Origin of the sequence: Formosimonas limnophila (assembly GCF_014652675.1) — a bacterium.
Classification (GTDB): Bacteria; Pseudomonadota; Gammaproteobacteria; order Burkholderiales; family Burkholderiaceae; genus Hydromonas; species Hydromonas limnophila.
Genome location: NZ_BMZG01000004.1, coordinates 209,447 through 225,118, shown reverse-complemented (window position 1 = coordinate 225,118; position 15,672 = coordinate 209,447). Strand labels below are relative to the sequence as shown.

The 15,672-nt window shown below is 49.0% G+C and carries 13 protein-coding genes; 4 read left to right on the top strand and 9 right to left on the bottom strand.

What is annotated here, in order from left to right; genetic code table 11:
• Positions 1 to 52: 52 nt before the first annotated feature.
• The 9 genes from IE082_RS05135 to rph all read right to left on the bottom strand — a co-directional run bounded on the left by IE082_RS05135 (position 53) and on the right by rph (position 11,333).
• Positions 53 to 1,234 carry an MFS transporter gene (locus tag IE082_RS05135; protein ID WP_229809729.1) on the bottom strand — a complete coding sequence of 394 codons (1,182 nt, stop codon included), beginning with the start codon at positions 1,232 to 1,234 and terminating at the stop codon, positions 53 to 55.
• 140 nt (positions 1,235 to 1,374) lie between these two features.
• Complete coding sequence (locus IE082_RS05130) at positions 1,375 to 2,175, bottom strand: copper resistance protein NlpE N-terminal domain-containing protein (RefSeq protein WP_189492524.1); 801 nt, start codon at positions 2,173 to 2,175, stop codon at positions 1,375 to 1,377.
• A 236-nt stretch (positions 2,176 to 2,411) separates the two neighbouring features.
• On the bottom strand, positions 2,412 to 3,383 hold the full coding sequence (locus IE082_RS05125; RefSeq protein ID WP_189492521.1) for a DUF3644 domain-containing protein: 972 nt from the start codon (positions 3,381 to 3,383) through the stop codon (positions 2,412 to 2,414).
• A 75-nt stretch (positions 3,384 to 3,458) separates the two neighbouring features.
• The gene (gene lpdA, locus IE082_RS05120) at positions 3,459 to 5,249 is read right to left on the bottom strand and encodes a dihydrolipoyl dehydrogenase (RefSeq protein WP_189492518.1); all 1,791 of its coding nucleotides are present in this window, start codon (positions 5,247 to 5,249) and stop codon (positions 3,459 to 3,461) included.
• Between the two features lie 10 nt (positions 5,250 to 5,259).
• Positions 5,260 to 6,921 carry a dihydrolipoyllysine-residue acetyltransferase gene (gene aceF, locus IE082_RS05115; RefSeq protein ID WP_189492515.1) on the bottom strand — a complete coding sequence of 554 codons (1,662 nt, stop codon included), beginning with the start codon at positions 6,919 to 6,921 and terminating at the stop codon, positions 5,260 to 5,262.
• Between the two features lie 100 nt (positions 6,922 to 7,021).
• On the bottom strand, positions 7,022 to 7,261 hold the full coding sequence (locus IE082_RS05110) for a putative quinol monooxygenase (protein ID WP_189492512.1): 240 nt from the start codon (positions 7,259 to 7,261) through the stop codon (positions 7,022 to 7,024).
• Positions 7,262 to 7,323: 62 nt separating this feature from the next.
• On the bottom strand, positions 7,324 to 9,981 hold the full coding sequence (gene aceE / locus IE082_RS05105) for a pyruvate dehydrogenase (acetyl-transferring), homodimeric type (protein WP_189492509.1): 2,658 nt from the start codon (positions 9,979 to 9,981) through the stop codon (positions 7,324 to 7,326).
• Between the two features lie 338 nt (positions 9,982 to 10,319).
• Positions 10,320 to 10,607 carry a hypothetical protein gene (locus IE082_RS05100; RefSeq protein WP_189492506.1) on the bottom strand — a complete coding sequence of 96 codons (288 nt, stop codon included), beginning with the start codon at positions 10,605 to 10,607 and terminating at the stop codon, positions 10,320 to 10,322.
• A gap of 3 nt (positions 10,608 to 10,610) precedes the next feature.
• Positions 10,611 to 11,333, bottom strand: a complete 723-nt coding sequence (gene rph / locus IE082_RS05095; RefSeq protein WP_189492503.1) for a ribonuclease PH — start codon at positions 11,331 to 11,333, stop codon at positions 10,611 to 10,613.
• A 60-nt stretch (positions 11,334 to 11,393) separates the two neighbouring features.
• On the opposite strand from rph, the gene IE082_RS05090 reads away from it, so the two are divergent.
• The 4 genes from IE082_RS05090 to IE082_RS05075 all read left to right on the top strand — a co-directional run bounded on the left by IE082_RS05090 (position 11,394) and on the right by IE082_RS05075 (position 15,646).
• Positions 11,394 to 12,335, top strand: coding sequence for a YicC/YloC family endoribonuclease (locus IE082_RS05090; RefSeq protein ID WP_189492499.1), 942 nt, complete (start codon positions 11,394 to 11,396; stop codon positions 12,333 to 12,335).
• A gap of 79 nt (positions 12,336 to 12,414) precedes the next feature.
• Positions 12,415 to 13,056: a guanylate kinase gene (gene gmk, locus IE082_RS05085; protein WP_189492496.1), complete on the top strand. Its 642-nt coding sequence runs from the start codon at positions 12,415 to 12,417 to the stop codon at positions 13,054 to 13,056.
• 47 nt (positions 13,057 to 13,103) lie between these two features.
• Positions 13,104 to 13,307 carry a DNA-directed RNA polymerase subunit omega gene (gene rpoZ / locus IE082_RS05080; RefSeq protein ID WP_189492493.1) on the top strand — a complete coding sequence of 68 codons (204 nt, stop codon included), beginning with the start codon at positions 13,104 to 13,106 and terminating at the stop codon, positions 13,305 to 13,307.
• A 68-nt stretch (positions 13,308 to 13,375) separates the two neighbouring features.
• Positions 13,376 to 15,646: a RelA/SpoT family protein gene (locus IE082_RS05075; RefSeq protein ID WP_229809728.1), complete on the top strand. Its 2,271-nt coding sequence runs from the start codon at positions 13,376 to 13,378 to the stop codon at positions 15,644 to 15,646.
• The last annotated feature ends 26 nt before the right edge of the window (positions 15,647 to 15,672 follow it).

Genomic DNA, 15,672 nt, shown 5'->3' with positions numbered 1-15,672 from the left:
AGCGCACAAACGGTATTCTTTCTTCCTCTAACGGATGCATGAGACAAAGCAACTAATACGCCTCAAGCTCTGAAGATACGCGGTTTCTCCAGCCATTCATCAGCACACCAATCGCCAATACACCAAACAACGCCATCGCCAACCCCACCAACTGCGGCGAACGAAAATCATAGCCTGCCACCAACGGCAAACCACCCAAAAAAGCACCCAGCGCATTGCCAATGTTAAAACATGCTTGTAATACCGAAGACGCCAATGTCTCTGCGCCTTTCGCGCTCTGCAACATCAGCATCTGAATCGGCGGCGCAACAGCCATCACCAAAGCACCCGTGATAAAGGTCATAATCAACATGCCAATTTGCGAGCCAGCAAGCAGATAGACCAAAATCAACGCCACCGCCATCGCCAACAACAAAGCCCCTGTCGTCAATGCAGGTGAATACCGATCAGCCATCCGACCACCTATAATCGTCCCTACACACATGCCCGCACCAGCCAAAGCCATAATATACGGCACACTGGATGCATCAAACCCCGACACATCGGTCAACAACGGCGCAATATAACTCATCCAGCAAAAACAACCACCCGTCCCAATCGCGGTAGCCAGCATGATTAACCACGCATCACGACTTCTGAAAAACCGAGAAATCTGTGTGCGCAAACTATGAGGATTGTCCATCGGTAAAGCAGGCATCCACCAACGCACAAACAGCCAAGCAAATAAACCAACAATGGCCACCAATACAAAAGCCAAGCGCCACGACCACTCATGTCCCAAGTAAGTACCAAGCGGTACACTCAACAAATTGGCTATCGTTAAACCAAAAAACATCATCGACACCGCCTGAGCTGCCTTTCCCTCATCGGCCAATCGAGCCGCCACTACAGCCCCAACGCCAAAAAATGCGCCATGCGGCAGACCAGACAAAAATCTGAACACAAGCAAACTCTCATAATTCGGGGCGAAAATACATAAGCCATTAAACAATGTGAACATCAGCATCAAAGCCATCAAAATCGTTTTCGGTGCAAACCGATGTGACAACATCACCAGCGACGGTGCCCCCACCACGACACCGAGTGCATAAGCCGAAATCAAATGCCCAGCCTGTGGAATCGTAATCCCCAAACTATTGGCGATGTCAGGCAAAATTCCCATCATCACAAACTCGGTCGTACCGATGCCAAAACCACCCAGCATCAAGGGAAATAAACTTTTTTCATCACTCACTCAATTTAAAAGCACATTAGTTGTTTAAAAAAACTTTTTTTAAATACTACCACATCACACGTGCGCGCAGCCTACCGAATATCAAACAAAAAACCACAGCCGAGCGTCTGTGGTTTTCTCAGAAAGCAAATAAAGTTAAATCACTCAGGCTTGACCAGCTCAAACCGAGCCAAAGGCGCCATACGCGCTTTGTTCAGCGACATTTTATCCCCTGAAATGCTGAAATTGTCCGCCATCTCCAACACTTTAGAAAATGCGTCCTCAGTCGCCATATTCTCACACGCCATTAAAGTCGAGGCCATTTGCTTAAAAGTGAGTTGAAATTGATTCTTGATTTCATAGCCACCAAACATAGCATTACAACCTGCCTTCGCCTCTACTTGCTTGGTTTCTGAATGCAGCACCAAATAATGCGTCTTTGCTGTTCCCTTCACTGGCTGGCCATTAAGCTCCACCAATTTCCACCGTTTATCTTCTATCGGCATTTTAACAACCTTCTTCAAAACATAATGTTCAGCCAAACCACCCGTGATGCGGTTGCCCTCTAAATCCAGCTGAGTCAACTGATTCTCACCGACGAGATACTGCGTAAGCGCTTCTGCTTTATTAATACCATCAAGCGTGATGACACGACCGTTCTGACTCCAGACAAACGAGCCTTTTTGTGAAAAAGCTTTATCAGAACCACCCATATACTGGGTTTTTAGCACATACGTCTCATTGGGTGACAAAGTGATTTGCGTCGAAATCCCTTCGCAGTCAGCACAAGGCAAAACGCCCTGATAAGTACCCTGCCAATCGAGCGCATTCTGTGAAGTGTGTCCATCAAATGGAGGTTTCACAGCCTCGGCATGCTCAGCAGGCTTGCCCGTCACAGCACATGAAGACAACACCACCGACATCAGCACAGCAGCCCCAACAGTCAAAAAATGACGATTCATTCCACACTCCCTTTTAAATAAAAAACGTTTAAAATCGCCCAATCAAACAACTTGAGGTAGGTTTCGATGATAACCCTTAAACAACATCAAAAGTTGGCAGCCAGACGTAAAAAACCGCAGACGCCCGTTCGGGCGTTATGAGAAAACCATTGATTCTTCAAATAAACAACCCTATCATGCTCGCCGAAAACGCGTCGCTTGCATTGTGGTCAGCTAAAATTCTCTACCCTCCTTTCCTACTTATTAAATTGGCTTTGGCAATGATGTCGAACATCTTTTAACCAACTGTCATACCAATACCAACTACCTCCTGCGACACTAACACCAAAATTCTTGCCTGCGGCTTTTGCATTATGTATTTTCCACAGCTTTGTATGTTCATGCATGGTAAAAAAATCAAATCCTTCGCTTTGCATTAAAACAACAATCTGTTTGGGTAAATATTTTTCTTTTTCAGTTTCTTTGATTACTGCATATTGCTTATTCACATCTTTTGCAAAATCAGAATCACTTTTGACAAATTCAATGACCTTATCTGCCTGCCCTTTTTTATTTGCCAACTTGGGCACAAAGAATATTCGATAAGCATATTTCGGGCTGTTGTATTCATCATCGGTTAATTCTTCATCAAACTCTGTGATGTATGAATGAATATTTGCAGGTAAATCAGTTTGGGCTTGAAGAAACTGAATTTGCTCCGCATCTATGCTTGAAAACTGAAGACTGAAAGATAAATGTTTTTCTATTCCATCATCTTCAAATAACTTCTTTATGTATTCGTTGTAGTTTAAACAACATGCCTGAAACCTTGCACTTAAAAAATCATCGATTTTTGTAGTCATCTGATGTTCAATCTCGTGTCGAAACCCAATAAGAAACTTCAGGTTATTGGCGACATCTTTTTGAATAGGTGACTCACGGGTATTCAGACACCTCTCCAATTCCCAGTGTTTTTTTGCACCATATTTAGTTTTATCATAAATTTTACGATTTCCTCTTTGAGTATAAAATCGATACTCAACTCCCATTTTTCTGAAATAGGCGTGCAGTAAATATGTCCATGCAATATTCATTAACACAATGAAAGCCTCTGATTTAAATGAGATTACTGGGTTGTTAAATATTTGAACGGCTGCTAAAGCTGCTTCTTTTGACTTTTTTAGTAACTCATTGCTAATTGAACCAACCCGTCGAACTCGGCCTACCATAATAACCCCCCATGAAATAAAGAACGCCACAAGTATAACTTGTGGCGTTCTTTTGCACTGCATCTTAAATCAATATCACTTCTTCCGCTGAGGGGGCAAATCCGTGCAATGCCCTTTAAACACCTCTGCCGCCATGCCGACTGACTCACCTAAAGTCGGGTGTGGGTGAATGGTTTTGCCCACGTCCACTGCATCCGCACCCATTTCAATGGCGAGGCAGACTTCAGAAATCAAGTCACCCGCGCCAGTACCAACGATACCGCCGCCGATGACTCGGCCTGTTTCTTCGTCAAAAATGAGTTTGGTGAAGCCTTCGTCGCGTCCGTTGGCAATCGCACGGCCTGAGGCTGCCCATGGGAATACGCCTTTACCAATCTTGCGCCCTTCGGCTTTGGCTTGGTCTTCGGTGACACCTGCCCAAGCCACTTCGGGATCGGTGTAGGCGACGCTTGGGATTTGGCGCACGTCGAAGTAGGCTTTTTCACCAAATGCGGCTTCAGCGGCGGTGTGCGCTTCGTGCACGGCTTTGTGCGCGAGCATGGGTTGACCGACGATGTCGCCGATAGCGAAGATGTGCGGGACGTTGGTGCGCATTTGTGCATCGACGTTGATGAAGCCACGGTCGGTGACGGCGACGCCTGCTTTGTCTGCGGCGATTAAGCCACCGTTTGGCGCACGGCCGACGGCGACGAGCACCATGTCGTAGCGTTGTGGTTCGGCTGGTGCGGTGGATTTGTCATTGGCTTTCTCGAACGTGACGTAGATGCCATCTTCGCGGGCTTCAACGGCGACGGTTTTGGTGTTCACGTAGATGTTGTCAAAGCGGTGTTCGTTGAACTTTTGCCAAACTTTGACGAGGTCGCGGTCAGCGCCTTGCATGAGGCCATCCATCATTTCGACGACGTCGAGACGCGCGCCGAGTGATGAATAGACCGTGCCCATCTCTAAGCCGATGATGCCACCGCCGATGATGAGCATTTTGTTTGGCACTTGGCGCAACTCCAATGCGCCAGTGCTGTCGACGATGCGAGGGTCATCGGGGATGAATGGCAACTTTACCACTCGTGAGCCTGCGGCGATGATGGCTTTGGCGAAGCGGATGATTTTTTTCGAGCCATCAGCAGCGGTAACTTCCATGTGGTTCGGGTCGATGAATTGACCGACGCCTTGCACGACGTTGACTTTACGCGCCTTCGCCATGCCTGCGAGACCGCCTGTGAGTTTTTTAATCACGCCGTCTTTGTAATCACGCAGTTTGTTGATATCGACTTCAGGTTTGGCAAATGTGATGCCATGTGCGCCCATGTGCTGTGCTTCGTCCATGATGGCGGCGGTGTGCAACAAAGCTTTGGATGGAATGCAACCGACATTGAGACACACGCCACCGAGCGTCGCATAACGCTCAACGAGCACCGTATTCATACCCAAATCCGCCGAACGGAACGCCGCCGAGTAACCACCTGGGCCTGCACCGAGCACGAGCATTTCGCATTCTACATCCACTGTGCCACTGTATGGGCCAGCAGCAACCGCAATCGGTGCTGCAGCAGGCGCGGGTGTTGGCGCGGCGGCGACAGGTGCAGGAGTTGCTGTTGCAGCGGGTGCGGCTGTCGCGGCAGCTTCGCCTGCTGATTCCAGCACAACCACCACTGCGCCTTCGCCGATGCGGTCACCCATGTTCACACGGATTTCTTTCACCACGCCAGCCGCACTGCTCGGCACGTCCATGGTCGCTTTGTCGGATTCGAGTGTGACCAATGCGTCTTCGACGGCAATGGTGTCGCCAACTTTGACGTGGATTTCAATCACGGGGACATCCGCATAATCGCCGATGTCAGGTACTTTGACTTCTATTAATTGGCTCATTTTTATCCCCTTACATCAACACACGACGAAAATCCGCCAAAACACTCGCCAAATACGCATTGAATCGCGCCGCTGCCGCGCCGTCAATCACTCGGTGATCAAACGACAAACACAGTGGGCAAATCAAACGCGGCTCAAAGGCGCTGCCGTTCCACACGGGTTTCATGGCTGATTTCATCACACCGAGAATCGCCACTTCGGGGGCGTTGATGATTGGTGTAAATGACGTACCACCGATGCCACCAAGTGACGAGATGGTGAAACAACCGCCACTCATGTCGGCGGGTTTGAGCTTGCCTTCGCGGGCTTGTTTGGCCAGCTCAGACATTTCGGAGGCGATTTGCGCGATGCCTTTTTTGTCGGCGTCTTTAATCACGGGCACAACCAAGCCATTTGGCGTGTCGGCGGCGAAGCCGATGTTGTAGTACTTTTTGAGCACTAAATTATCACCGTCAATAGATGAGTTGAATTCAGGGAATTTTTTGAGCGCTTGCACCGATGCTTTGATGATGAACGCGAGCATGGAGAATTTCACGCCTTGCTTCTCGTACTCTTTGTTCATCTGCACGCGGAATTGCTCAAGCTCGGTCACGTCTGCGTCTTCGTTGACCGTGACGTGCGGAATCATGACCCAGTTACGCGCGAGGTTTTGACCAGAGATTTTCTTGATGCGCGACATCGGTTGCGATTCAACTTCGCCAAACTTGGTGAAGTCAACTTTTGGCCATGGCAATAAATCCAAGCCCACACCCGAACCACTTGCTGATGATGCGCTCATCATACCTGGCAAAGCCGTTTGACCCGTCATGACTGATTTAATGAAACCACGGACATCATCAGGGGTGATGCGTCCTTTCGGCCCAGTGCCTTTGACCAAGCCGATGTTCACACCGAGCTCACGCGCAAATTTACGCACCGAGGGTGACGCATGCGCGGTGGTTGAGGCTACAACGGCTGGCGTTGCAGGAACTGATGCGGCGGGTGCTGGAGCGACAGGTGCAACTGCTACAGGCGCAGCAGGTGCGGCTACTGATGCGGGTGCGGGAGCTGCCGCTGTTTGCGCAGCGGGTACAGTGGCTGCGCCTGATGATTCGAGGATCACCACAACCGAGCCTTCAGAAATTTTATCGCCCAACGCGACTTTGATTTCTTTGACCACGCCTGCGGCGGATGATGGTACGTCCATCGTCGCTTTGTCTGACTCGAGCGTGACCAAAGCGTCTTCCACAGCTATGGTATCACCAACTTTGACATGAATTTCAATCACGGGCACGTCGCTGTAGTCACCAATATCAGGCACTTTGACCTCAACCACGCCGCCTGCTGCAGGTGCGGGTGCACTTGACTCGATGGGTGTTGCAGCTGGAGCTGCCACCGCAACCGGTGCAATCGCGGCTGGCGCAGCAGCGGGTGCAGATGCTGCCACGCTGTCTGCCGCTTCGAGCATGACCACGACACTGCCTTCGCCAATTTTGTCGCCCAAGGCAACTTTGATTTCTTTCACCACGCCTGCCGCACTGCTCGGCACATCCATCGTGGCTTTGTCCGATTCGAGCGTGACGAGGGAATCTTCGACGGCAACGGTGTCGCCGACTTTGACATGAATTTCAATCACGGGAACATCAGCATAATCGCCGATGTCGGGTACTTTTACTTCGATGAGTTGGCTCATTTTGTCTTCCTCATAATTATTTATTCTGATGTTTTAAACATTACAATTAAACGTCACAATAGGTTTGAATATCTGGTGTTCCAGCAAGTAATGGCATGATTTACTGAAACACGGTCGATGCTTTAAGTCCATCTGTGTGTTGCGCCAAGGCCGACTCATTAGCCCATTCTTCAACAATCGTAAACTGGCCAGAGTCTTGGGTGTTTTGCAACAACTCATAAGAAACACACCCCAGTTCTTGACGTACCTGCTGAACCAATGTTTGCAGCATTGGTAACGCTGCCGACACGTGTTCTGCTTGTATCTGCAATTGCGCAATCACTTTTAAGCTTTGACTCACTGTATTGTCCTAACACGACTAAAAATAAAAGTGCTCCCGCATATCTTACGGGAGCGTTCGGGTTACACAGTCATCGGATTGGGTTTATTCACATCCAAGTTGTATTTGGCAATCGCACTTGCAACCACGTCTTGCCCAATCGTGCCTTGGTCAGCAAGCGATTTGAGTGCTGCAACCGTTACCCAATAGCGATTGACTTCAAAGAAGTGACGCAATTTTTCACGGGTGTCCGAGCGACCAAAACCATCTGTACCCAACACAGTGTAACGCGCAGGTACAAAAGCACGAATTTGCTCTGGAATCGCACGGACATAATCAGTCGCGGCAATCACAGGCGCAGTAGAATCGCTGAGCATCTGTTCGACATGCGACACCACGCGAGGTGATAATGGGTTGAGCATATTGGTGCGTTCTGCCGCGGCGCCATCACGCGCCAACTCAACAAAGCTCGGGCATGAGTACAAATCAGCGGTGATGCCCCAGTCGCTTTGCAACAAATCCGCCGCCACAATCACTTCGTTAAAAATCGTACCCGCACCAAGCAAGCGAACTTGCGCATGGCCGCTCTTACGGAATGGATACATGCCTTTGAGGATGTTCGCCTCTTGTCCCGCTGGTAATGCAGGATGCGCGTAGTTTTCATTCATCACCGTGAGGTAGTAGTACACATCCTCTTGCTCTTGGTACATACGACGCAAACCATCTTGCACAATTACCGCGATTTCATAAGCGAATGTCGGATCATACGAAATACAGTTCGGAATCGCACCTGACCACAGATGCGAATGACCGTCTTCGTGCTGTAAACCTTCGCCATTCAATGTCGTGCGACCTGCGGTACCGCCAACGAGGAAACCGCGTGCACGCATGTCGCCCGCAGCCCAACACAAATCACCAATGCGTTGGAAACCGAACATCGAGTAGAAAATATAAAACGGAATCATTTGCACATTGTGCGTCGAGTACGCCGTCGCCGCCGCAATCCAGTCACACATCGCACCCGCTTCGTTAATGCCTTCTTGCAGAACTTGACCTGATTTGTCCTCTTTGTAGAACATCAATTGATCGTGATCTTGCGGCGTGTATTTTTGACCTTCTTGATTCCAAATACCGAGTTGACGGAACAAACCCTCCATACCAAACGTGCGCGACTCATCAGGCACAATCGGTACGATGTTTTTGTTGATGTTTTTGTCTTTCAACAAAATATTGAGCATACGCACAAATGCCATGGTGGTTGAAATTTCGCGGCCTTCGGCAGTTTCTTTGAGCAAAGGCTCAAACAATGACAATTCGGGAATCGTCAATGAAACGTCCGCTTTGCGGCGACGTTGCGGTAAATAACCACCCAACTCCATGCGACGAGCACGCATGTATTCGAGTTCTTTTGAACCTTCTGGGAAACGCACATACGGTGTTTTTTCGAGGTCTTCGTCCGAGACAGGAATATCAAAACGATCGCGGAAGGCACGAATGTCTTCAATCGCCATTTTCTTTTGCTGATGCACCGTGTTTTGCGCTTCACCTGACGCGCCCATGCCATAGCCTTTGACCGTTTTGGCCAAAATCAATGTCGGTTGATCAGTCGCATCTTGTGCCTCCTTGAATGCAGCATAGATTTTGTGAGGATCATGACCACCGCGGTTCAGATCCCAAATATCTTCATCGGACCAATCAGCGACCAAAGCTTCAAGCTCTGGTGTATTGAATACCGTTTTTCGAACATAAGCACCGTTTTTCGACTTCATAGTTTGGTATTCACCATCGACAATCTCGCCCAAACGTTGCATCAAAATGCCTTTTTTGTCACGGGCAAACAAAGCATCCCATTTCGTGCCCCAAATGACTTTAATCACGTTCCAACCCGAACCACGAAATTCTGATTCGAGCTCTTGAATGATGCTACCATTACCGCGCACAGGCCCATCCAAACGTTGTAAATTACAGTTGATGACAAATACCAGGTTGCCGAGTTTTTCGCGACCAGCCATACCAATCGCACCCAAAGACTCTGGCTCATCCGTCTCGCCATCGCCCAAAAACGCCCAAACCTTGCGGCCTTCGGTTTTCAGCAAACCACGGTCTTGAATGTACTTCATGAAACGCGCTTGATAAATCGCCATAATCGGACCCAAACCCATTGACACAGTTGGGAACTGCCAAAAATCGGGCATCAACCAAGGATGTGGGTACGATGAAATACCTTTGCCGTCAACCTCTTGACGGAACGAATCCAATTGCTCATCGCTAAAACGACCGAGCATGTAAGCGCGCGAATAAATACCAGGTGAGCAATGACCTTGAGAAAACACCAAATCGCCGCCGTGATTTTCAGAAGGTGCGTGCCAAAAATGGTTGTACCCGACTTCATACAAAGTTGCTGAAGATTGAAATGAGCCAATGTGACCGCCAACATTGGTGTCTTTATTGGCGCGCAAAACCATTGCCATCGCGTTCCAACGTACATACGAGCGGATTTTACGTTCGATGTCTTGATCACCTGGAATGCGGGGTTGCTGCTCGACGGGGATGGTGTTGATATACGGCGTTTGTGCATGAAATGGCTGGTGAACACCATGCGTACGTGCGTAAGAAATTTGTTTGTCAATTAAGTAACCAGCTCGCTCCGTACCCTCGTTACTAATCACACCATCTAAAGCGTCCAACCACTCTTGAGTCTCTTGCGTGTCAATATCCACGCTTTTTTGTTGCTCTGACATGTCATCTCCTAGTCATTTTTTGTTATCACGTTGCCTATAATCCTGCGCGCATTCGCCTCCTGACCAAGTCTTACTCACGCGACACAAGCGCATTAAAAAGAACTGGCGAAAAAGGATGCAAGCATTCTATGCGGCATGAGAAATGCCTGCAAGTTTTTTTCATGATGCAATAGTAGTTTTTATATTATGAAATAATGCTGCACTGCATTCCGACAAAATCACGACAAATCACCAACACATCATAAAAAACGGCGCCGGAATACATCCGCGCCGTCAGCAACACAAACCACATATTCAAACCATACAAGCAGGATAGATCAGCACATTTATTACTGACGCTACTTTAAAATGGAAAGCGTGTAGTTCAATAATCCAGAGAAAGCTGCAAAACCAAGTCCCATAAGGATAAAATTACTCGCATATGTGGTTTTTTTATAGTTTGCCAAACAAAAAATTGCACCATAAAGAGGCAAAACCATCGCGGTGATAAGTAAAAAATATTTCCACCCACGTTTTTCAGTCACAGTAGGCACAGCCACCAACCCGAAAACATACCCGAGAAAAAGGCCAGTAACCGCTAAAGCAACACTTAACCATAGCAACAATGACACAGCCGTTATCAGCATCAATTACTCTCCCAACACCAGTTTCTGAACCGCGATTAACTCGTGAATGCCCTTTTGTGCCAATCCAAGCAAAGCATTGAGCTCATCGACACTAAACGGTGTCCCTTCAGCCGTTCCCTGAATTTCAACAAAGCCACCCACCCCAGTCATCACCACATTCATATCTGTGTCACAACTGGAGTCTTCCGAGTAATCCAAATCCAACATCGGCACACCACCGACCACGCCAACCGAAATCGCCGCAATCGCATCTTTGATAGGGGTTTGGCCAATTTTTTTCTGAGCAATCATCCAAGACACCGCATCAGCCAAAGCCACATACGCTCCCGTAATCGACGCCGTGCGAGTGCCACCATCAGCTTGAATCACGTCACAGTCCACCTGAATCGTGTGCTCACCCAACAATTTCAGATCCACCACTGCGCGCAAAGAGCGTCCGATTAAACGCTGAATCTCTTGAGTCCGTCCTGTCTGCTTGCCTCGCGCTGCCTCACGATCACTACGTGTGTGCGTCGCGCGGGGCAACATGCCGTACTCGGCCGTCACCCAGCCTTCGCCGCTGCCTTTTTTGTGTGGAGGGACTTTATCAAGAACGCTGGCAGTGCACAACACTTTGGTATCGCCGAAGCTAACCAGTACAGAACCTTCCGCATGTTTGGTATGGTTGCGTTCGATGGTGACTTTTCGCAATTGGTCGGGCGTACGCCCCTGTGCTCGGTGTATCATATTGAAATCTCTATCTAAAATGATGAAAAAATTTTAACTTCTTAAGTCTGAGCATTGTACATGAACACACCCACTAATATTTTCAGCATGACAGGTTTCGGCAGCGCCGAAGTCTCCAGCAGTGCTTGCACCCTCGCCTTACAGCTCAAAAGTGTCAACAGTCGCTACTTAGAGCTAATTCTAAAAGTCCCCGAAGAACTCGCACCATTCGAAGGCATTTTGCGCGAATCCATCAACCAGCGCATCAAACGCGGCAAAATCGAGTGCAAAATTTCATGGCAAGCAACCGCTAACGACACCGTGCCAACGACCCACATCAACAATGAAGCTCTACAAACCTTGCTCGACCTACAAGCCAGCATCATTGCCTGCGCACCCAACGCCGCACCACTCTCGGTCAACCAACTGCTCAACCATCCCAGCGTTTTGCCCAGCAGCGTAGGCGCGGCACATGCGCTCGCATCGGTGCAAGCAGCTGAAGTCGAAACACTGGTCAATCAAACTTTAGACACGTTCCTTACAAACCGAGCAACCGAAGGCGCACATTTGGCTCAAACACTCAACAATCGCCTTGAGGCCATCGGCAACATCGTCACAAACCTGCGCCAGCAGCTCCCAGAACTCCTCGCACACCAAGAGGCTCGGCTGACCGAACGCCTGCTCAAAGCGATGGACGCAAACAAAAACGAGGTGACCATCGCCACATCAGCCATTCCACGTGAGGAGCTGATTGAACGAATCAAACAGGAAGTCTCTCTCACCGCCATCCGCATTGATGTGTCCGAAGAGCTCGATCGTCTTGATGGCCACATCGCCAATGCCCGAAAAACCCTGCGCGACGGCGGTTCGGTCGGTAAAAAACTCGACTTCCTCATGCAAGAGTTCAACCGAGAAGCCAACACCCTCGGTTCAAAATCAGCCAGTCTGCTGCAAACCCAAGCCTCAATGGATTTAAAAATCATCATTGAGCAAATGCGTGAACAAGTTCAAAACTTAGAATAACGCACAAGATAACTAGCACATAGCCCATCAACAAACCAAACGAAAAAGCCCAAAAAACACATCGTCAGGAAGGACGTTTATGCCCGTCAGTCAAATCAATCAACCCGGCACACTATTCGTTGTCGCAGCGCCCAGCGGCGCAGGCAAATCCACATTGGTCAACGCATTATTAACCAATGACCCAAACATCATGCTTTCGGTTTCATACACCACCCGTGAACCGCGCACAGGCGAAACAAATGGTGAGTCATATCATTTCACCACTGTGTCAGATTTTTTAGAGCGACAATCTCGTGGCGAGTTTATCGAATCGGCCGAAGTCCATGGCAACTACTACGGCACATCCAAGGCGTGGATTCACAACGCCTTAGAAAGCGGCAAAGATGTTTTGCTCGAAATCGACTGGCAAGGCGCACAGCAAGTTCGCCATTTTTTCCCACAAATGACGGGGATTTTCATTCTGCCGCCCTCCCTGACTGCCTTGCGTGAACGATTGTACAAACGCGGCACAGACTCTGAAGAAGTCATCACCCGCCGTCTACTCGCAGCGGGCAATGAAATGGCGCACGCGCCTAACTTCGAATATGTTATCATTAACGAAAATTTGGACAGCGCACTTGCAGATTTAACCCATGTGGTCAAAGCCGCTCGTTTGCGGTTTGCGCAACAATTCTCGCGCCGTCCCAGCCTATTTTATGACTTGGGCATACATGCTCAGTAAATCTCTGTGGGCAATACGCCCCCAGACAATCCAAAAGAGGAAATACCATGGCACGCATTACCGTTGAAGACTGCTTAAAAAGAATCCCAAATCGCTTTGAAATGACACTATCCGCAACCTACCGCGCGCGCCAACTCGCACAAGGCCACACGCCGCGCGTCATGAGCACGGATAAACCAACTGTCACCGCCTTGCGTGAAATCGCCGCTGGCGAAGTTGGTGTCGAAATGCTGCTGAAAGTACCAAGCTAAACACTGGGTCACTCATCCCAAAAGCCATTGAGTTCAATGGCTTTTTTTATCAATACTGTGTGACTCCTATGCCAAAAAACCGCCCGCCTGCCAATCAAACGCCGCCTGACCCTCACGCGGCGAGCACTATCATGACGGACGCAACGGCACACAAACAGCAGCACGCTGACCTCATCAAGGATGGGTTAAACGACTTATTCAACCAACTGGCCATGTATCTGTCGGATGAGGATCGTACTAAGATTCGCGCAGCCTACCAAGTCGCGGATGCCGCCCATCTGGGTCAATTTCGCCAGACAGGCGAGCCATACATCACACACCCGATTGCCGTGGCCACTTTGTGTGCCACATGGAAACTCGACACCCAGTCCATCATGGCAGCGTTGCTGCACGACGTTTTAGAGGACACGGGAACAGACAAAGTCGCACTGGCCTCTGAATTTGGCGCGTCGGTCGCCAACTTGGTTGACGGCTTATCCAAACTCGACAAGTTACACTTCGACAGTAAAGAAGCCCAGCAAGCCGAGAGTTTCCGCAAAATGCTGCTCGCCATGGCTGACGATGTGCGTGTCATTTTGGTCAAACTGGCAGATCGCTTGCACAACTTGTCTACAATGGAAACATTGTCGTTGGCAAAGCGTCGCCGTATCGCCCATGAAACCTTAGAGATTTATGCGCCGATTGCGCATCGCCTCGGCTTGGACGGCATTTACCGCCAGCTGCAAGACCTGTGCTTCTTCCAAACCCAGCCGCTGCGTGCAGCAGTGATTGACAAAGCCCTCAAACGTGCACGGATGCAAAAACGCGAGCTGTTTGATAAAGTGCTCGACAAAGTCAATACCACCTTCATGCAAAACCAAATCGATGCGGATGTCTCTGGTCGAGAAAAAAACCTCGCGTCTATTTACCAAAAGATGAAGAGCAAAAAGCTCAGTCTCTCGAAAGTATTAGATGTGCATGGCATAAGAATTTTGGTCACTTCACGTGCCGATTGTTATCTGAGTATTGGCGTCTTACATGGATTATTCAATCCGGTACCTGGTCGTTTCAAAGACTACATTGCACTGACCAAAAAGAATGGCTATCAGTCACTCCATACAACGGTGATTGGCCCTTACGGCACCCCGATTGAGTTTCAAATCCGCACACATGACATGCACCGCATCGCCGAATCAGGCATTGCCACACATTGGTTATACAAAGAACACGACGTGAGTTTTTCTGAAGTTCAAAAACAATCTCACCTCACACTACAATCCTTGCTGCACATTCAGCAAAAAACCAATGACTCCATCGAGTTCCTCGAGCACGTCAAAGTGGACTTGTCGCCCGATGCGATTTATGTGTTCACGCCCAAATCCCGAATATTGACATTGCCACGTCATGCCACGGTGCTTGATTTCGCGTATGCCATACACACGGATGTGGGCAACCACGCCACCTCCAGCCGAATCAACGGCCTATCAGCCGCACTGTCCACAGAGCTAAAAAACGGTGACAAGGTAGAAATCATCACCGACAATGCGGCCACACCACACCCTTCATGGCTATCGCAAGTCAAAACAGGCAAGGCACGCTCAGAGTTGCGTCACTACTTCAAATCTCAGCGTGTGGTTGAGTCCGCCCAGCTTGGTGAACAACTTTTGCGTCAAGCCGTCAATAACATCCACATTCCTTTCCCGAACATTGACGACAAAGAAACTTGGGACAAGCTACTGGCTGACACAGGATGCAAAACGCGTGACGAGCTGTTCTCTGAAGTTGGTCTGGACATTCGACCCGCCAATATTACCGCTCAGCGCCTACTTATGATTGGTGGCAACCACAAGCATTCAGATATCGTACGCACCAGCGCAGCAGCGATGACCCGTCCAGAAGTCGAACGGTTAGTGATTCGCGGTGACGAAACCAACACCCTCACCCTATCCAAATGCTGCCACCCCATCCGTGGTGACGCCATTATTGGTCACCTACTACGTCGCCAAGGCCTCGTTGTTCACACGGCAGACTGCCCTACCGCTCGCAGCCAACGCAGCCACGACAACTTACGCTGGATTGAGCTGGATTGGGACAAACAAGCCGAGATAGTTGATCCATTTCCTGTCGCTTTGCAAATCATCACCAAGAATGAGCGTGGCTTATTGGCCAAAATTGCCTCTAAAATTAGTGAAATGGGTGCAAACATTGAGTCAGCCTCAATGAACACCATCGCCAATCTTAACCACCTTGATGTCATTATTGACGTGACTGATCGAGTCCATTTGGCTCACGTGTTTAAAAATTTACGCACATTGAAAGACGTCCTCAAAATCACCCGACGATTTGGACACAAAAAGTAAACACATAACCGAAAGTCAAATGCAAA